The organism is Winogradskyella sp. A3E31 (assembly GCF_046720935.1).
Classification (GTDB): Bacteria; Bacteroidota; Bacteroidia; order Flavobacteriales; family Flavobacteriaceae; genus Winogradskyella.
This window is the reverse complement of the sequence record NZ_JBHNWH010000009.1, coordinates 33,118-51,079: the sequence shown is the minus strand read 5'-3', so window position 1 is coordinate 51,079 and position 17,962 is coordinate 33,118. Positions and strand designations below refer to the sequence as shown.

Sequence of the window (17,962 nt, the reverse complement as noted above, 5' to 3'; positions counted from 1 at the left end):
TTCTTGCTTTAGATTTGAAAAACATATAAAATTATTATGAATAAGGACGGTCAGGATATTTCGCTAATTAGATTTGTGGATACACTTGATTATCTAAAAGATGATTTGTTGAATGGATTTATGATGTCTGGTCACTCAGTTTCCTTTGAGGCTACAATGCTTAGTAACATTATCAAAATGTTTGATATATGGCAAGAAATGGGTTTGGTAAATGAAACAATATCTAGACTAAAAAATATATATAAAACTTCAATATCAAAAGATGATTTTTTGAATAAGTTGGTGATTAAATTTGAAAAGGATAACCGATTTAAATGGAATGTAATTCATTTGGCTGGCTCAGTCTCTTTTGAGGTTCCAATGAAAAGTTTTACTGAGGTAAGACATAATCAAAAATTACATCGTTACCATGTTGGTTTTTTTGGCAAGTATGGTGTTCAGCTAACACAAGACTGGGCAATAAAAAGTAATGCTACACCGGTTATTTACGTTAAAAGAGATTCGGAAATTTCTAGACGTTTAGGAATGATAGTTTCAACTTTCAATACTTTAGGTAAAAAGTATACAATGAACGCTTTGTTCGACTTTTTGTCTTTAATTGAAGTTGGGAATAATTCACTCGAATTTGAATGGCGTATTGTTGGCAATCATGAATTATTTATTAATTCCAAAAAAACATTAAAGAGAATAGAGTTTAATTTAGATGATGTTTTGGGCCTCTATGTAAAAGAGTACAGTGAAATAGATGATCTTAAGAAGTTTATCATGAAATACAGAAACGAAGGCACTTTGACTGGCTCTATTCCAAAAATATATCTAGCTGACGATATCCTTTTAACTGATAATGAAATAGACGAAATAGAAAATATAAAAAAAAGGTAATGATACTAGTTTGGTAAGAAATTCCATCACCAAATCTCACCAACCTCTTTCTTTATATAAGAAAGAGCTGCATTACTCGGTGGTCTTTTGTCCATTAATTCAGTTAAAATTACCTCGCGCAACTTGTTGGCGGTATTCGTTTTCTCTAGCATGCTCGCTTTTCTTATCAATTGGATAGTAGCGTTTTTTGCTGCGTTTATAATGCTCCAACATTCGTCAGTAACATATATTTGTTGCGATAAATTGTGTTCAAATTCTTGTTCAATTGTTGCTATAAGTAAAGACTCATAATTCTCTTTATTAGAGGTAGATGGCTGTACTCTAATTAATAATTTAGAAGGTGAAATACGCTCCAAAAACAACGCCATTCGCTCATAAGCTTGCAGCCGTATCGGTAAAGCTTCTTTTTGCAACCCTTTTTGAAGATTATACTTTCTGAGATTAAATTCGTTTTCGATATGCTGCTTAAAAAAATAGTATGCAATGCCCCCGGTAATTAGAGTCGGAATGGCATAAAACATAAGATTTAGAAGATTTTCAGTATCCATAGGTTTTTAGTTATTTGTATAGGTTCCACCGAGATGGTCACAAGATTTTAATGATTGCATAGATGTAAAATTAACTTTTGTTTTCTCGTAACCAAACGTATTATCGAATTCTTTATTGAGATTATGGTCGTCCACATTCATTTCAATATCCTTCATTGTAAACTGGCAAGGGTGCTCATAACCAGCAGCATGCGTAATTTCTAAAAACTCTTTTCTAAAGGTTTTAAAGTATTGGGCAGCTCTAACCGATTTTAGAGTAGGGTTAATACCGTTTTGTAACCATTTGTTCTGTGTGGCTACCCCAGAAGGGCACGTATTGGTATGGCATACCTGAGCCTGGATACAGCCAATACTCATCATGGCTTCTCGTGCTACGTTGATACAATCAGCTCCCATAGCAAAAGCCATAGCTGCTTTTCCTGGGAAACCTAATTTTCCACTGCCAATCCAAACAACGCGTTCTGTTAAATCATAACTTTGGAATAACTTATAAATATCACTAAAACCATAAGCCCAAGGTAAGGATACGTGATCTGCAAAACTCGGAGGAGCAGCACCTGTACCACCTTCACCGCCGTCGATAGCAATAAAGTCTGGACCTCTGTTATCGCGTTTCATGATTTGGGCTAATTCTTCCCATTGATTTAATTTTCCGATAGCAGCCTTTATGCCTACTGGTAAACCTGTAGCTTCAGCAATGGCTTCTATAAAATCGACGAGTTCTGGCACATTAGTAAATGCTTTGTGGTTCGGTGGTGACAATACATCTTCTCCAATAGGAACACCTCTTGCTTCAGCAATTTCCTTGGTGATTTTAGATCCAGGTAAGACACCGCCTTTGCCGGGTTTGGCACCTTGTGATAGTTTGACTTCAATGGCTCTTACAAATGGATTATCCTTAACCAATTGCACCATTTTTTCCATTGAAAAGTTTCCGTCTTCAGTTCGGACTCCAAAATAACCTGTACCGAAATGAAAGACGACATCACCACCATTCTTATGATATTTAGACAGTCCACCTTCACCTGTATTGTGATAAGCATTAGATATCTTGACCCCTAAATTTAAACTCTCAATGGCCTTTGCCGATAATGAGCCATAGCTCATGGCAGACACATTAATAATCGAAGCTGGTCGATACGGTCTTTTGCGTTTATGAAATTCCCCTATCAGTTTTGCACATGGTAAAAAGTAAGGATTCTTTATGTTTGGATGGTTTTCTTCAAGCCTAAAAGGCATCATAGCATTATTGATAAAGATATGCTGATGGGCATAAATGTCCCTATCGGTACCAAAGCCTTCGTAATTGTTTTCTTTTTTTGAAGATGCGTAAACCCATCCGCGTTCTATACGATTAAAAGGTAGTTCTTCTCTATTGTTTGCTACAAGATACTGCCTTAACTCTGGACCGACACTTTCAAGCAAATACCTCAGGTGCCCCACGACAGGGAAGTTATTTTGAATGGTATGTTTCTTTTGAAGTAAATCCCTAAGTCCGACAAGGACGATAATGATCAGAATCCAGACATACCAAGGAATGGCACTTAAAACGTCTAAAAATGCCTGCATATTATTGTCCTAAATAATCCAAAGTCAATTGTGTCATAGCTTTCACTCCCAAAAGCATTCCACGTTCATCGATTTTAAAATCAGGAGTATGATGCGGGAAAGATTCTGTTTCACCAGGTGTCATACCTCCTAAAAAGAAATAGAATCCGGGAACCACCTCTTGGAAATACGAAAAATCCTCACCTCCAGTAGTCGCTTTCATGATTTCCACCTTCTCAGAACCAGCTACTTTTTGAAGCGATGGTAACATTTCATCAACCAGTTCAGGATCATTATACGTAATGGACGTGTTATTTTGAAACGTAATTGACGCTTCACCTCCGTAGGCTTTTGCAATAGTTTCTACCATTTCTTTCATCCGTGTTTCAATCATCGTACGCATGGCTTGATCTAGAGTTCTGACCGTTCCTATCATTTCTGCAGATTCTGGGATAATATTAAAGCGTGTTCCTGCCGTGATTTTCCCCACAGTAATAACTGCAGCTTCATTGGTTAACTGAGCTTCACGACTAATAATTGTTTGTAAGCCATCAATAATTTTAGCCGAAATTAAAATAGGGTCAACACCAGACCAAGGTTGCGAACCGTGTGTTTGTTTTCCTTTTACATCGATAACAAAACGTTCAACAGAAGCCATAATACCTTCTTTTTTGTATTTGATGGTACCTACAGGAGTCCCTGCATTGATGTGCAAGCCAAATATGGCATCAACTTTAGGATTCTCTAAAACACCTTCTTTAATCATAAGTTTGGCTCCTCCTTCTTCACCTGGTGGTGGTCCTTCTTCAGCAGGTTGGAAAATAAATTTCACCGTACCGTTTATTTTATCCTTGTTATTAGCCAATACTTCTGCGACACCCATTAAAATTGCAATGTGCGTATCGTGCCCACAGGCATGCATCACTCCCGTTTCAGTATTTAAAAATGTTGTTCTGACTTCAGATTTAAATGGTAAATCGTTACGCTCTGTTACAGGAAGCGCATCAATATCTGCTCTCAAGGCAACCACTTTACCCGGATTGTCACCTTTAAGTAAAGCAACGACTCCTGTTTTTGCAATACCAGTTTCAACGTCTAAACCTAAACCTTTAAGGTGAGCAGCAATCTTTTCTGCTGTTTTAAATTCACGATTAGATAATTCAGGATTTTGATGAAAATCGCGTCGCCATTCAATGACTTTGTCTTCAATGTCGATGATGTCTTTGTCGATGCTTGTTTGAGAGTTTCCAATAAAAATGCTAAGGAAAAATAGGTAATAGATGGTTTTCATGTAGAATAATTTTGCACTAAGATATTGAAATTTAAGTAAACTAATCCTCTTAATACCTTGTTTATAATTAATGGAAAATCTTCTCGGTAAAAGGGTCTATAATCCTTATTTTCACAGCTCGAAAAATTACCCTTTGGAAAAATATTTAAGTCAACTTAACGAAGCTCAATTGGCACCAACTCTGCAAAAGGATGGGCCGATGATTATCATTGCAGGTGCAGGGTCAGGAAAGACACGTGTATTGACCTATAGGATTGCCTATTTAATGAGTCAAGGGGTTGACCCTTTCAATATTTTAGCATTGACGTTTACCAACAAGGCAGCGCGTGAAATGAAAAGTCGTATCTCCAGTATTGTAGGAGATAGCGAAGCTAAGAATCTGTGGATGGGAACATTTCATTCTGTGTTTGCTAAGATTCTCAGAATAGAAGCTGATCGTTTGGGGTACCCAAGTAACTTTACTATTTACGACACACAGGATTCGGATCGTTTAATTGCGTCCATTATTAAGGAAATGAACCTTGATAAGGATGTCTATAAATACAAGCAGATACGTTCTCGAATTTCATCTTATAAGAATAGTTTAATTACTGTAAAAGCCTATTTCAATAACCTTGAACTTATTGAAGCTGATACGGCAGCTAGGCGTCCAAGACTTGGTGACATCTATAAGAATTACGTTGATCGCTGTTTTAAGGCAGGTGCTATGGATTTTGATGATTTGTTATTAAAAACCAATGAACTCTTAACCCGTTTTCCAGAAGTATTAGCGAAATACCAGCATCGGTTTAAATATATTTTAGTGGACGAGTACCAAGATACCAATCACTCTCAATATTTAATCGTTAGGGCTTTGTCAGATAGGTTTCAAAATATATGTGTTGTTGGTGATGATGCCCAAAGTATCTATGCATTTAGAGGTGCAAACATCAATAACATTCTGAATTTTCAACGCGATTATGATGAAGTCAATGTCTATCGTTTGGAACAAAATTATCGTTCTACCAAAAACATTGTGAATGCGGCAAATTCAGTCATAGATAAAAACCAAACAAAGCTTGATAAAGTCGTTTGGACAGCCAATGTAGAAGGCCCAAAGATAAAAGTGAACCGTTTGATGACTGACGGTGATGAGGGACGTTATGTAGCGAGTACTATTTTTGAAGAAAAGATGCAGAATCAGCTCTTAAATAGTGATTTTGCAGTGCTCTACAGAACAAATGCCCAGTCTAGAGCTATTGAAGATGCCTTACGGAAGCGTGATATTCCGTATCGTATTTATGGAGGATTGTCTTTCTATCAGCGTAAAGAAATTAAAGATGTATTGTCTTATTTACGCGTGATTATAAATCCTGCAGATGAGGAAGCTTTAAAGCGAATTATAAACTTTCCGGCGCGAGGTATTGGGCAAACTACGGTTGATCGCTTAATTGTAGCTGCCAATCAATATAATAAAACGATTTTTGAAGTCCTTCAAAATCTGTCTCAGGTTGACATAAACATTAATTCTGGCACCCGAACAAAGCTTCAGAATTTTGCGACCATGGTTGAGAGCTTTCAGGTAATGAATAGTTCAGCTAATGCTTTTGAGTTGGCAGAGCATGTTGTAAAAGTGACGGGTCTGATTAAAGAATTTAATAAAGACGGTACTCCAGAAGGCATAGCCAAAATGGAGAACATTGAAGAATTACTCAATGGTATCAAGGATTTTGTTGAAGGTCAAAAAGAAATAGCAGACAGCACGGCATCTTTAGCTGAATTTTTAGAGGATGTGGCTTTGGCAACAGATTTGGATGCAGATAAAGGCAACCCGGACCATGTGGCATTGATGACCATCCATTTGGCAAAAGGACTAGAATTTCCACATGTCTTTATTGTTGGTATGGAGGAGGATTTATTTCCAAGTGCCATGAGTATGAATACCAGAAGCGAATTGGAGGAGGAGCGACGCTTGTTTTATGTGGCACTGACCAGGGCTGAGAAGCAAGCTTATTTGACCTATGCCGTTTCTCGATATCGTTGGGGGAAACTCATCGATGCTGAACCAAGCCGTTTTATTGAAGAGATAGATGATGAGTATCTAGAAGTAATTACACCTTTTGAAGAACAACGCTTCAATCCCATGTTAGATGCGTCTATATTTGGTGATATTGAGCCTAATAAAGTGCGTTTTTCTAAACCAAAGACACCACCGTCCCGAAAGAAACAAACCAAATCAAAACCAGAATCATTTAAAATTAGTACTCCCAAAAAACTGAAGCCAGTTGCTAAAGCCAATGGAAGTGCCAATTTATTCGATAGCAAGTTAACTGTTGGGAATATCGTGAATCATCAGCGCTTTGGAAAAGGGGAGGTTCTAAAAATTGAAGGAAAGGGAGCCGACACTAAGGCAGAAATTAAATTCCAAACAGGAAATAAAAAATTATTATTGCGTTTTGCCAAGCTTGAAATTGTTGGTTGATATTTGCCATTAAGTAGTATCTTTATGTTATGGCGGAGTTGATTAGAATATATCCTGAAAATCCCAATCCAAAGGAAATTCAGAAGGCAGTTAAAATCCTGAAGAATGGAGGATTGGTCATTTATCCTACCGATACAGTTTATGGATTAGGCTGTGATATTACTAATATAAAAGCCTTAGAACGTATAGCAAGAATAAAACAGGTAAAGTTGGAAAAAGCTAATTTTTCCTTTATCTGTGAGGATTTGAGTAACCTTAGTGACTATGTAAAGCAAATTGACACTGCAACATTTAAGATTTTAAAACGGGCTTTACCAGGGCCTTATACATTTGTGCTTCCTGGGGCAAAATCATTACCTCACCCATTTAAAAAACGAAATACGGTCGGTATTCGTGTTCCTGACAATTCAATAGCGATTGCGTTAGTTAACGCATTAGGAAACCCTATTGTATCGACATCCATTAGGGATGAGGACGATGTTATTGAATACACAACAGACCCTGAGCTCATCTACGAAAAATGGGATCACCTTGTCGATTTGGTCATTGATGGTGGTTATGGTGATAATGAAGCCTCAACAGTTATTGATCTTTCTGAAGATATACCAACAATTATCAGGGAAGGTAAAGGAAGCTTAGAAATATTTTAAGCTAACTCAGTTTTTATGCGGACAGGTTTTTTAACGCTATAGAAAAGTAATAAGCAAATTAATCCACAGACAAAGAACCCTAAAAACAAAGGCAAAACAGAATCCTTAACAAAACTGCCAATGTAGTTGGCAATCGGCACTGCCATTACTGTTGATACAAATCCATTTAGTGCAGAACCAATTCCAGCAATATGCCCCATAGGATCCATGGCCAAAGCTCTTAGGTTCCCAAATAAAAAGGCAATACTCGTAAATTGAAGTGCAAAAAATATCAAAAGGATTTCTATGCCTGGATTTTTACCAGACCAAAATAAGATGGCGTAAATAAGTGAAACAATGACAAATGCCAAAAGGGCGAGGTGGACAATTTTTCGCATACCAAACCGAACAACCAAAGTACTGTTGAGAAACGTCGAAAGGCCAATAGTAATCGCTAAACTTGCAAATATATATGGAAAAGCCTCCGCTAAATTATATTGCACTTGGAATATCTGCTGTGATGTACTCAAATACACCATAAATGACCCGGTTATAAACCCCGACAATAACGTATAGACTATAGCAGGTTTAATTTTTAGAAATTCAATAGTTCCTGTTCTAAAAATTGAAGGACTGAATTTTTTTGTGAACTCTTTACGCAAGGTTTCAGGTTGTCGCCTCCAAAACCAAATCATGATTAAAAACCCAACAATGATATTAAAAGTAAATATAGATTTCCAGCCAAAGAGATCTAATAGAAACTGACCTAAAAGAGGAGCAACAATGGGCACCAAAATAAAGGTCATGACTACAATAGAGATAATTTTAGCCATATAATCGCCACTGTAAGAATCCCTCACAATCGCAATACACATGGTTCTCGGAGAAGCAAGACCTATACCTTGGAGAATCCTTCCGAATAACATCATTTCGTAATTCTCAGTAGTTAAACAAATAATAGATGCCACAAGAAATACCCCAAATCCAAAATAGACCATTGGTTTTCTACCAAAGCTATCAGACAACGGCCCAAAGATGAGTTGACCAAATCCAAGCCCTAAGAAAATCATGGTTATCAATTTTTGATTGTCACTAGGCTTAGAAACACTAAGATGTTCGCCAATATTGGGTAGGGCAGGGAGTACAGCATCAATGGACAATGCTACAATTGACATCAACGCAGCCATTAAAATGACAAACTCAAATTTAGATTGATTATCTTTAGACATTGGGCAAAACTACGCCAATTAGAAACCAATTTTAGGATTAAAGAATAAGAAATTTCAATACCATGATAACAAACACATTAACCAAATTATTTTTGAGAGAATTAGATGCATTAAAAACAGAACTAAGTGCTTATTCTGATGAAAAACTTCTTTGGAACGTTGAAAAGAACATTAGTAATTCAGCAGGAAATTTGGGGTTGCACCTTGTTGGAAATTTGAATCACTTTATTGGTTCAAGGCTTGGTAACACTGGGTATATCCGTCAGCGCGACTTGGAGTTTTCAGATAAAGACGTTCCTTTAAATGATATGTTAAAACGCATAGATGACACCAAAAGCATGATTTCTTCGGTGCTTAGTCAATTGACCGAAGATGACCTTGCCGGGGAAACTCGGTTACATGAATCTCTTCCTATAATAACTATAGAGTTTATGCTCTCTCATTTACTGTCGCACTTATCTTACCATTTGGGGCAAATCAATTACCACCGTCGATTATTGGATGCTTAATTTGCGTTAAACGAATATTAAAAATGTTCAATGCAGCATTGAGTTGTTTATCTTCGGAAAAAAATTACATCATATGACATTAAAATTAGTTTCAGTTCTCTGTATTATAGCGTTGTTTTCCTTTCCTTCATTCGCACAAGATATATCCTTTGAGGACTACAATCCAAAGTCTACTTTAGTTGTACCTGGGGAAGAGATTAAAAGAGCAAAATTCCCATTTATTGATGTTCATGGTCATCAAAGACGAATGTCCGAACAAGATATGTCTCCTGTCATTGCTGCAATGGATACGTTAAACCTTCAAATTATGGTGAATTTGAGTGGTGGTTCTGGAGAACGCTTAGTTAAGGCCATAGAAAATGCTAAGACTAATTTCTCAGGACGGTTTGCTGTCTTTTGTAATGTGAATTTTAGTGATGCTGGTGGAGAAGGTTGGATTGAAAAAACTGTAGCCCAATTAGAAGCAGATGTTAAAGCAGGAGCAGTTGGATTAAAAGTTTATAAAAGCTTAGGACTTTACAATACCGATGTTAATGGTAACCGCTTGGCCATCGATGACCCGAGATTGGCACCAATATGGGAAAAATGTGGAGAATTGGGTATCCCTGTTCTTATTCATTCAGCAGACCCAAAATCTTTTTGGGATGAGTTTGATGGGGACAATGAACGCTGGCTAGAACTTAAAACACATCCGCGTCGTAAACGCTCTGCAACTGACCCAGCACCGTGGGAACAGATTATGAAAGAACAGCACAATATGTTTAGACGTCATAAAAACACAACTTTTATCAATGCGCACATGGGCTGGTATGCCAATAATCTTGGAAGGTTAGGCGAACTGTTGGACGAACTACCAAATATGAATGTTGGTATCGGTGCCATTATTGCAGAATTGGGAAGACAACCCCGCTTTGCAAAAGCATTTTTTGAAAAGTATCAGGATAGAATTCTATTCGGGAAAGATAGTTGGAAACCTGAAGAATTTCCGACGTATTTCAGGGTTTTAGAAAGCGATGACGAATATTTTCCATATCATAAAAAATACCACGCTTTTTGGCCAATGTATGGTTTGGATTTATCGGATGAGGTTCTAAAAAAAGTCTATTATAAAAATGCCTTACGAATAGTGCCGGGATTGGATAAAAGTAAGTTCCCACAATAGTGTTTTAGGGGATTAATTTATGATTGTTCCATTTTCCCTAAACTCTATATCCAGGTTTTTACCTTTCTGTTTAAACTCAACGTCATAAAATGTTCCTTTTGTGGAATGGTGTACTTTTTCCACTTCAGTTATTTTACGATCATCATATTTTTGTTCAATCGCATTTTTAACTGCCATTGGTAAGTCATCTTTATCTATGCTAACTTCCGTTTCAATCCATTTTCCATCTGGTGTAAAATCAGCACGATGCTGTTCTCCATCTTTTTTAAATTGAATTTCATAATTGTCATTGGCATCCTTTTCCCAATCAGAAGTATCTTCATTGGGGTACATTGCTTTAAATGACTCTATGACTGCTTCCGGAATTTGGGCTTTTGCCGTTGAAATGCAGCTACTTGAAAGGGTAATTAAAAATGATAACGTGACTAAACAGAATGTGCTTTTATATAATCTCATGGTGCGAAAATATAGGTTTTGCTACTTTGGTATTAACTGAAATAAGAATAAACCTAACCCTAAACAAATTTTATAAAGGTATATTTCCGTGTTTTCGTTTAGGTCTATCAACATGTTTATTTTCAAGCATACTAAAGGCTTTTAGAAGTTTACGTCTTGTATCTTTAGGTAATATGACTTCATCAATGAAGCCGCGTTCTGCGGCGCTATATGGATTGGCAAACAACTCGGCGTACTCAGCTTCTTTTTCTTTCAACTTTGCTTCTTTGTCATCTGCCTTGGCAATGTCTCTTCTAAAAATGATTTCTGCTGCACCTTTGGCACCCATAACGGCAATTTCGGCATTTGGCCAGGCAAAATTCATGTCAGCCCCAATATGCTTAGAATTCATGACGTCATAAGCTCCACCATAGGCTTTTCGTGTAATTACCGTAACTCTTGGCACCGTAGCTTCACTAAAAGCGTACAATAATTTGGCGCCGTGCACAATAATTCCGTTCCATTCTTGATCTGTACCTGGAAGAAAGCCCGGGACATCCTCTAATACCAATAGTGGAATATTGAAGCAATCACAAAAACGCACAAAACGTGCCGCTTTTTTGGAACTGTTGACGTCCAATACACCTGCCAAAACTAAAGGTTGATTGGCAACAATACCAATACTTCGACCTCCCAATCGTGCAAAACCGACGATGATATTTTCGGCATGATTTTTATGGATTTCATAAAATGAACCATCATCAATGATACCTTTTATCACCTGGTGCATATCATAAGGTTTGTTCGGGCTATTTGGGATAATATCTGATAAACCCTCTCGGAATTCATCTTTAATGTCAAATTCAAGTGGAGTAGTGGTTTCTTTATTGTTTTGTGGTAAATAACTCAGCAACTTTTTTATGTCCTCTAGACATTCTACATCATTTGCCGAAGTGATATGTGCTACACCAGATTTTACAGAATGCGTACTTGCACCACCTAAATCTTCGCTGGTTACAGCTTCATTAGTTACTGTTTTTACCACATTTGGTCCTGTGACAAACATATAACTTGTGTCCTCAACCATCATGGTAAAATCAGTCATAGCAGGAGAATACACAGCTCCGCCAGCACAAGGTCCCATAATGGCCGAGATTTGTGGTATCACTCCAGAAGCTTGCACATTTCGATAAAAAATATCAGCATAGCCACCGAGAGATCTCACTCCTTCTTGGATTCTAGCACCACCAGAATCATTAAGTCCTATTAAAGGTGCTCCGTTCTGAACTGCCAAATCCATAATCTTACAGATTTTTTCTGCGTGAGTTTCTGACAATGAACCGCCAAAAACAGTAAAATCTTGCGCAAATAGATAGATTAATCGACCTTCAATAGTGCCATAACCAGTAACTACGCCATCCCCATAGAATTTTTGATCTTCCATACCAAAGTCTTTGGTGCGGTGGGTGACCAATGCTCCAATTTCTTCGAAGGAACCTTCATCTAATAAATATGCTACACGCTCCCTAGCGGTCAGTTTCTTTTTAGCATGCTGCTTATCGATTCTGGCTTGGCCGCCACCGAGTTTGGCTTGCTTAAGTTTATCATTTAGTGTTTTTATTTTGTCGTCCATGCTATTCTGGTTTCTCGCAAAGGCGCAAAGGCGCAAAGCTGGATATAGTTTAATTTTTAATTTTGCTTACTGCTTACTGCTTACTGCTTACTGCTTACTGCTTACTGAATTCGGTAACCTCAATAATTTCTGGTCTTCCAAATACTTTTTCAAAGCAACATGAGCGGCTATTTCAGCTTCAAAGTGATGCTGCTTTTCCAATAATTTTGGTGAATAATATTGCTTTACAAAATGTGTATCAAAATCACCCGACTTAAAAGCATCGTGTTCACATACAAAACGACCAAAAGGTAGTGTTGTTTTTACTCCTTCAACCTTGTATTCAAAAATTGCTTTAAGCATCAAATGAATGGCTTCAGTTCTATTTTTACCGTATGTGATTAATTTTGATAGCATGGGATCGTAATAAATAGGGACATCCATACCTTCTTCATAACCATTGTCAACCCTGATATTTTTTCCTATAGGAAGCTTGTATTTTTCAAGCATACCAACACTTGGTAAGAAATCGTTCATAGGATCTTCTGCATACACTCTAAGTTCTAAGGCGTGACCGTTTATAGATAAATCATCCTGAGAGAAGGGGAGCTTTTCTCCTCTCGCCACTTTTATTTGAAGTTCGACCAAATCTAAACCGGTGATGAGTTCAGTTACTGGGTGCTCAACCTGTAGGCGTGTATTCATTTCCAAAAAGTAGAAATTATGATCCGCATCCAAGAGGAACTCAACCGTTCCTGCTCCAACATAATCACAAGATTTTGCGACCTTAACTGCAGCCTCACCCATTTTTTGCCTCAATTCTTCCGTCAAAACTGAAGAGGGTGCTTCCTCAACCACTTTTTGATGACGGCGTTGAATACTACATTCGCGCTCAAATAAATGAATAGTATTGCCAAACGAATCCGCCATAATCTGTACTTCGATATGTCGAGGTGACTTTACATATTTTTCTATAAAAACGGATCCATCACCGAATGCAGATTTAGCTTCGCTGATGGCACGGTTCATTTGCGACTCTAAATCCGAGTCTTTTTCAACAATTCGCATGCCTTTTCCACCACCGCCGGCAGACGCTTTAATTAATATGGGGTATCCGATTTCTGAAGCAATACTTTTAGCTTTAACTACATCAGTTATGGCTTCATCTATACCGGGAACCATAGGAATATCGTAAGCTTTTACCGTTTCTTTAGCAGCTAATTTGCTACCCATAACTTTAATCGCCTTGGATTTAGGGCCTATAAAAGAGATGTTATTGGATTCACATAGCTCAGCAAAATCAGCATTTTCACTTAAAAAACCATACCCTGGATGAATGCCATCAACACTGAGTTCTTTTGCAGTTTCGATTATTTTGTCCCCACGAAGATATGAGTCTTTAGAAGGAGCGGGGCCGATACAAACGGCTTGGTCTGCAAATTTTACGTGTGGTGCATGTCTATCGGCTTCAGAATAAATGGCAACCGTTGCGATCCCCATGGCTTTTGCCGTTTTCATAACCCTGATAGCTATTTCACCTCTGTTTGCTATTAGTATTTTTTTCATATTTTTTAGAATAAAGAACAAAGACCGCTTTGCTGTTAGAACAAAGACGTCTTTACTCTTGGTTCTTTTTTTTCTAATTATTCAAACTCAATTAAAATATCACTCTTATTCACAGTTTCACCTTGGTTGGCAGAGATGTTTTTTATAATACCTTGCCGGGGTGAGATAATGCTGTTTTCCATTTTCATAGCTTCTAAAATTAAAAGTGGATCATTTTCCTGAACCTCTTGTCCTACCTTGACGTTAATCTCTAAAATTAAACCAGGCATTGGGGCAGAAATTTCATTGACCTGCTTCGAGGCACCAATCTCAAAACCTAAATCCAATATCTGCTGATCTAGGTCATCCATAATTGAGATTTCGTATAGATTTGAGTTTACTTCAACCGAATATTTCTTTTTTAGATAGGATGAAGATCGTATCGAGACTTCTATGGACTGGTGCTCTTTTATTAGGTGATAATGATTTTCGGAATTCTTTATGATGTCTGATTTTGATAAGCTTTCTTCTGAAATTTCAAAATCAAACTGCTCATTAACTTTAAGTTTATACATAAATTATGGAACTAAATTTTTTTAAAATACGAATTATTTTGATGAATCCTGATTGCTTTTTTAGATAAAACGATAGCAACTATCAAAGACACAAAAGCACCGATGGATATTCCTGGGATAAAATTAATAAACAAGAAAAAATCATAGGCTCCATGAAATAACACTGCTGTAAACAGACCTGTCATATTCAATAAAAAGCGATTTTTTGAGAACTTTGCTTTTCCCATGTAGTAGCCCATTAATATTCCGAAAGTGGCATGAGCGGGCACAGCTGTAAAAGCTCTTAAAATAGCAACTTCGTACCCTCCTTCTAGTACATAAAGAATGTTTTCCGTACAGGCAAACCCCATGGATACCATGACGGCATACATTATCCCATCATAAGGTTCATCAAAGGCTTTACGTGTTTGTCCAAAGTATTTTACAAAAATGTACTTACTAAATTCTTCCGACAACGCTACTACAAAAAATGCCTGAACAAATTGCTGAATAACACTGTATTCATCTGTGATTGGTAGAAGATGGCCAGTAAGAATGTAAATCAACATTACAATGATAATACTTGCAACTGCACCAAGAATAAAACTCACCAAAAGAAGTCCTTTAGGCTCTTTGTCGTATTTATCCTGAAAGTAGATATATACAATAATGACAAGTATTGGCGCAACCGCCATTAATATATGGTTCATATATCTAATTCTTTTGAAATGGTCTTAACAACAAATTCGTAATAATCCCTATTGCTTGGTACAAAGTGAGAATTATGTTCACTTTCTTTTAAAAGCGATTTAAATTCAGCTGTAGAGACAAGCTTTAAGGCTTCTACTTCGTCTTCTTGTGGAATTAACTGTTCTAATGGCACCTTTAACTCGGAGATATACACCTGATGAAACTCATTGTCTTTTATGGAGCCATTGTAATATTCAGACTCGTGGAGAAAGGTTCCTATTTTTTTTAGTTGGTTTTCTTCAAGACTTAAACCGATTTCCTCTTTTGTTTCTCTAATGGCTGCAATGATTTCAGTTTCTCCAGCATCAATATGGCCAGCAACAGAAACATCCCAAAGTAATGGACAAATAGGTTTCTTATGAGAACGTTGTTGTAACAGAATTTCACCTTTGTTTGTATACAACCATAAATGTATGGTACTATGATAAAGACCTTGTTTATGAATAACAGATTTAAGAGCAGACCTTCCTGTCGGATGCCCTTGCTTATCTACAATATCTATTAATTCGTCCATAGATTATAGCACCTCTTTTACAGCTTTTACCAATCGCTCAAAATCTGTTTTGGTATTAAATAAGTGACAAGACAGCCTTAAATAATTCCCTCTATAGGAAACATAGATGTTATTTTCTTGAAATACGCTCTTTAACCTTTGAGAATCTAAACCCTCTGGTAATTCAACTCCAAAAAGGTGTTTCGCCCGACTTTCAGAATCATTTATAAAAAATCCGAGCTGTTGGAGTTCATTACATGCGTCTTTACTGATAGAGTCACAATAGTCTTGAAGATACTCTGGTTTAAATTTAGAAACTTGGTTCAACGCCTCTATTTGCATCTTAACATAAATAAAACTACCACTTTCACCCATGGCATAGCGATTTGCTAAGGGCTTATATTTACTTTGGTAGTTGGTCAACCCTTTAAGGTTTTCACTATGCAAACGGTTACTCCAATTCTCTTCAATTGGATTGCCGCCATCAAAATAAGAGCCATAATACGCGTAGGCACAACCGTAAGGACCGAACAACCATTTATACCCAGCACAAACTAAAGCATCTGGCTGAATATCCTTAATGGAGAAGGGGAGTGCGCCAATGGATTGACTACCATCAACAATAAGTAATGCGTTATGGTCTTTTGTTTTTTTACGGATAGCTTTTAAATCGAATAGAATACCATTAGACCAATGAATTTGCCCCATCGCAACAACCGCTGTTTTATCTGTGATAGCTTCAAGAATAGAATCGTTCCATAGCTTTCCACAATTTAATTTATCCTCAGGTTGTTTTATGGTAACGATTTTAGCATCAAACCGCTGCGCTAATTTCTTCCAGATATAATAGTTGCTAGGAAACTGTTCTTCGATAAGAACGATTTCATCTCCAGATTTTAAACGGATATTATTTGCAACAGTAGCTAAGCCATAAGACACAGATGGAGTAGTCACTACACGGTTTGACTCATCACAATCTATAATCGATGCGAATTTATGTTTTAGCTCTGTTACGGGGTCAAAAAAATCTGAACTAGGTATAAGATAAGGTCGACTTTTTTTGCGTAGAGCATCTATTCCAGCTAATTCAACAGATTTAAAAGAAGGAGATAAGCTCGCCGTATTAAAATATGTGATATCATCAGGAATATCAAAAAGATGTTTTTTATGTTGTAAGCTAGGGTTAGTCAAAATAACTGAACGTATCTCCGTCTTTAATTTTTAATAAGGATTCGTAAATTAATCGAATGACGTTTTCAACATCATCTTTATGCACCATCTCAACAGTCGTATGCATATAGCGTAAAGGCAAAGAGATTAAAGCAGAAGCCACTCCACCGTTGCTATACGCAAAAGCATCTGTATCTGTCCCCGTTGCTCTAGAAAGCGCAGCACGTTGAAAAGGAATCTTCTTTTCTTCTGCGGTGTCGGTAATTAAATCACGTAACTTTTGTTGTACAGCAGGTGCATAAGCTACAACTGGACCTTTTCCTATTTCGGCATAACCTTGCTTCTTTTGGTCGATCATAGGGGTTGTGGTGTCGTGCGTGACATCCGTAACTATGGCAACATTTGGCTTAATGGTCTCTGTAATCATTTGTGCTCCACGTAACCCAATTTCTTCTTGTACAGAATTAGTAATGTATAAACCAAAAGGGAGTTTCTTTTTGTTTTCGTGTAGTAATCGTGCCACTTCAGCAATCATAAAACCACCCATACGGTTATCCAAAGCACGACATACAAACTTGTCTTTATTTAAGATATGAAAGGTGTCAGGGTAGGTGATAACACAACCCACATGAACTCCCATTTTTTCTACCTCTTCTTTATCTTTAGCTCCAATATCGATACAAATATTATCAGGTTTTGGTGGCTCTTCTTTTGATTTGTTTCGGGTATGAATTGCTGGCCATCCAAAGACACCTTTTACAATGCCCTTTTTAGTATGAATATCTACTATTTTACTTGGTGCAATCTGATGGTCACTACCACCATTGCGTACAACATACAATAACCCTTTATCCGAAATATAGTTAACATACCAACTAATCTCATCAGCATGACCTTCAATAACCACCTTAAATTTTGCCTTAGGATTTATAACTCCTACAGCACTACCATAGGTATCTGTGATGAACTCATCCACATAAGGTTTAAGATAATTCATCCATAGTTTTTGCCCATCCCATTCGTAACCTGTTGGTGACGCATTATTTAAATATTTTTCTAAAAAGTCCATAGACTTTTTGTTCAATAGTTTCTGTTTTGCCATTCTTAAAAATTTTGCCCTAAATTAATAATAATTAACGCTATT

17 protein-coding genes are annotated in these 17,962 nt (G+C 37.1%); 5 read left to right on the top strand and 12 right to left on the bottom strand.

Translation table 11 applies throughout. The features are described from left to right. The first annotated feature begins 36 nt into the window (after positions 1-36). Entirely contained in the window at positions 37-882 is an 846-nt protein-coding gene (locus ACFEMA_RS12100) for an abortive infection system antitoxin AbiGi family protein (RefSeq protein WP_411768471.1), read from the top strand. 26 nt (positions 883-908) lie between these two features. Here ACFEMA_RS12100 and ACFEMA_RS12095 read toward each other — a convergent pair whose 3' ends face one another. The 3 genes from ACFEMA_RS12095 to ACFEMA_RS12085 are packed head-to-tail and all read right to left on the bottom strand — an operon-like array spanning position 909 to position 4,269. Then, positions 909-1,430 (bottom strand): hypothetical protein, encoded by a 522-nt coding sequence (locus ACFEMA_RS12095; RefSeq protein ID WP_411768470.1) that lies wholly within the window; start codon positions 1,428-1,430, stop codon positions 909-911. A gap of 6 nt (positions 1,431-1,436) precedes the next feature. Next, a complete protein-coding gene (locus ACFEMA_RS12090; protein ID WP_411768469.1) occupies positions 1,437-2,999 on the bottom strand; it encodes an FMN-binding glutamate synthase family protein in 1,563 nt (520 codons plus the stop codon). 1 nt (position 3,000) lies between these two features. After that, positions 3,001-4,269 (bottom strand): amidohydrolase, encoded by a 1,269-nt coding sequence (locus ACFEMA_RS12085; protein ID WP_411768468.1) that lies wholly within the window; start codon positions 4,267-4,269, stop codon positions 3,001-3,003. A gap of 133 nt (positions 4,270-4,402) precedes the next feature. Here ACFEMA_RS12085 and ACFEMA_RS12080 point away from each other — a divergent pair, with 133 nt between their 5' ends. Further along, on the top strand, positions 4,403-6,730 hold the full coding sequence (locus ACFEMA_RS12080; protein WP_411768467.1) for an ATP-dependent helicase: 2,328 nt from the start codon (positions 4,403-4,405) through the stop codon (positions 6,728-6,730). Between the two features lie 29 nt (positions 6,731-6,759). Further along, entirely contained in the window at positions 6,760-7,380 is a 621-nt protein-coding gene (locus ACFEMA_RS12075) for an L-threonylcarbamoyladenylate synthase (RefSeq protein ID WP_411768466.1), read from the top strand. Here the strand turns inward: ACFEMA_RS12075 and ACFEMA_RS12070 are convergent. Beyond that, positions 7,377-8,588, bottom strand: a complete 1,212-nt coding sequence (locus tag ACFEMA_RS12070) for a multidrug effflux MFS transporter (protein ID WP_411768465.1) — start codon at positions 8,586-8,588, stop codon at positions 7,377-7,379. The two genes, ACFEMA_RS12075 and ACFEMA_RS12070, sit on opposite strands and share 4 nt — an antisense overlap. A gap of 62 nt (positions 8,589-8,650) precedes the next feature. Between ACFEMA_RS12070 and ACFEMA_RS12065 the strand changes: the two genes are divergently transcribed. Beyond that, positions 8,651-9,097: a DinB family protein gene (locus ACFEMA_RS12065; RefSeq protein ID WP_411768464.1), complete on the top strand. Its 447-nt coding sequence runs from the start codon at positions 8,651-8,653 to the stop codon at positions 9,095-9,097. A gap of 73 nt (positions 9,098-9,170) precedes the next feature. Then, positions 9,171-10,259 (top strand): amidohydrolase family protein, encoded by a 1,089-nt coding sequence (locus tag ACFEMA_RS12060; RefSeq protein WP_411768463.1) that lies wholly within the window; start codon positions 9,171-9,173, stop codon positions 10,257-10,259. 12 nt (positions 10,260-10,271) lie between these two features. Here the strand turns inward: ACFEMA_RS12060 and ACFEMA_RS12055 are convergent, their stop codons facing one another. The 8 genes from ACFEMA_RS12055 to ACFEMA_RS12020 all read right to left on the bottom strand — a co-directional run bounded on the left by ACFEMA_RS12055 (position 10,272) and on the right by ACFEMA_RS12020 (position 17,920). Then, complete coding sequence (locus ACFEMA_RS12055; protein ID WP_411768462.1) at positions 10,272-10,715, bottom strand: PepSY-like domain-containing protein; 444 nt, start codon at positions 10,713-10,715, stop codon at positions 10,272-10,274. 70 nt (positions 10,716-10,785) lie between these two features. After that, entirely contained in the window at positions 10,786-12,327 is a 1,542-nt protein-coding gene (locus tag ACFEMA_RS12050; RefSeq protein WP_411768461.1) for an acyl-CoA carboxylase subunit beta, read from the bottom strand. Between the two features lie 87 nt (positions 12,328-12,414). Continuing rightward, a complete protein-coding gene (gene accC / locus ACFEMA_RS12045) occupies positions 12,415-13,872 on the bottom strand; it encodes an acetyl-CoA carboxylase biotin carboxylase subunit (RefSeq protein ID WP_411768460.1) in 1,458 nt (485 codons plus the stop codon). Positions 13,873-13,949: 77 nt separating this feature from the next. Next, on the bottom strand, positions 13,950-14,426 hold the full coding sequence (locus ACFEMA_RS12040; protein ID WP_411768459.1) for a biotin/lipoyl-containing protein: 477 nt from the start codon (positions 14,424-14,426) through the stop codon (positions 13,950-13,952). An 11-nt stretch (positions 14,427-14,437) separates the two neighbouring features. Continuing rightward, positions 14,438-15,115: a PrsW family intramembrane metalloprotease gene (locus tag ACFEMA_RS12035; RefSeq protein ID WP_411768458.1), complete on the bottom strand. Its 678-nt coding sequence runs from the start codon at positions 15,113-15,115 to the stop codon at positions 14,438-14,440. Next, positions 15,112-15,669: an NUDIX hydrolase gene (locus ACFEMA_RS12030; RefSeq protein WP_411768457.1), complete on the bottom strand. Its 558-nt coding sequence runs from the start codon at positions 15,667-15,669 to the stop codon at positions 15,112-15,114. The genes ACFEMA_RS12035 and ACFEMA_RS12030 overlap by 4 nt, the downstream gene beginning before the upstream one ends. 3 nt (positions 15,670-15,672) lie before the next feature. Further along, positions 15,673-16,839 (bottom strand): aminotransferase class V-fold PLP-dependent enzyme, encoded by a 1,167-nt coding sequence (locus ACFEMA_RS12025; protein ID WP_411768456.1) that lies wholly within the window; start codon positions 16,837-16,839, stop codon positions 15,673-15,675. After that, positions 16,832-17,920, bottom strand: a complete 1,089-nt coding sequence (locus tag ACFEMA_RS12020; RefSeq protein ID WP_411768455.1) for a M42 family metallopeptidase — start codon at positions 17,918-17,920, stop codon at positions 16,832-16,834. Before ACFEMA_RS12020 ends, ACFEMA_RS12025 begins: the two co-directional genes overlap by 8 nt. Positions 17,921-17,962 lie beyond the last annotated feature (42 nt).

What these genes read in the sequence shown, in the direction of transcription:
- ACFEMA_RS12085 (WP_411768468.1), bottom strand. Translation starts at nt 4,269, where the DNA reads ATGAAAACCATCTATTACCTATTTTTCCTTAGCATTTTTATTGGAAAC.
- accC (WP_411768460.1), bottom strand. Translation starts at nt 13,872, where the DNA reads ATGAAAAAAATACTAATAGCAAACAGAGGTGAAATAGCTATCAGGGTT.
- ACFEMA_RS12035 (WP_411768458.1), bottom strand. Translation starts at nt 15,115, where the DNA reads ATGAACCATATATTAATGGCGGTTGCGCCAATACTTGTCATTATTGTA.
- ACFEMA_RS12050 (WP_411768461.1), bottom strand. Translation starts at nt 12,327, where the DNA reads ATGGACGACAAAATAAAAACACTAAATGATAAACTTAAGCAAGCCAAA.
- ACFEMA_RS12095 (WP_411768470.1), bottom strand. Translation starts at nt 1,430, where the DNA reads ATGGATACTGAAAATCTTCTAAATCTTATGTTTTATGCCATTCCGACT.
- ACFEMA_RS12100 (WP_411768471.1), top strand. Translation starts at nt 37, where the DNA reads ATGAATAAGGACGGTCAGGATATTTCGCTAATTAGATTTGTGGATACA.
- ACFEMA_RS12075 (WP_411768466.1), top strand. Translation starts at nt 6,760, where the DNA reads ATGGCGGAGTTGATTAGAATATATCCTGAAAATCCCAATCCAAAGGAA.
- ACFEMA_RS12020 (WP_411768455.1), bottom strand. Translation starts at nt 17,920, where the DNA reads ATGGCAAAACAGAAACTATTGAACAAAAAGTCTATGGACTTTTTAGAA.
- ACFEMA_RS12065 (WP_411768464.1), top strand. Translation starts at nt 8,651, where the DNA reads ATGATAACAAACACATTAACCAAATTATTTTTGAGAGAATTAGATGCA.
- ACFEMA_RS12055 (WP_411768462.1), bottom strand. Translation starts at nt 10,715, where the DNA reads ATGAGATTATATAAAAGCACATTCTGTTTAGTCACGTTATCATTTTTA.
- ACFEMA_RS12030 (WP_411768457.1), bottom strand. Translation starts at nt 15,669, where the DNA reads ATGGACGAATTAATAGATATTGTAGATAAGCAAGGGCATCCGACAGGA.
- ACFEMA_RS12090 (WP_411768469.1), bottom strand. Translation starts at nt 2,999, where the DNA reads ATGCAGGCATTTTTAGACGTTTTAAGTGCCATTCCTTGGTATGTCTGG.
- ACFEMA_RS12070 (WP_411768465.1), bottom strand. Translation starts at nt 8,588, where the DNA reads ATGTCTAAAGATAATCAATCTAAATTTGAGTTTGTCATTTTAATGGCT.
- ACFEMA_RS12060 (WP_411768463.1), top strand. Translation starts at nt 9,171, where the DNA reads ATGACATTAAAATTAGTTTCAGTTCTCTGTATTATAGCGTTGTTTTCC.
- ACFEMA_RS12040 (WP_411768459.1), bottom strand. Translation starts at nt 14,426, where the DNA reads ATGTATAAACTTAAAGTTAATGAGCAGTTTGATTTTGAAATTTCAGAA.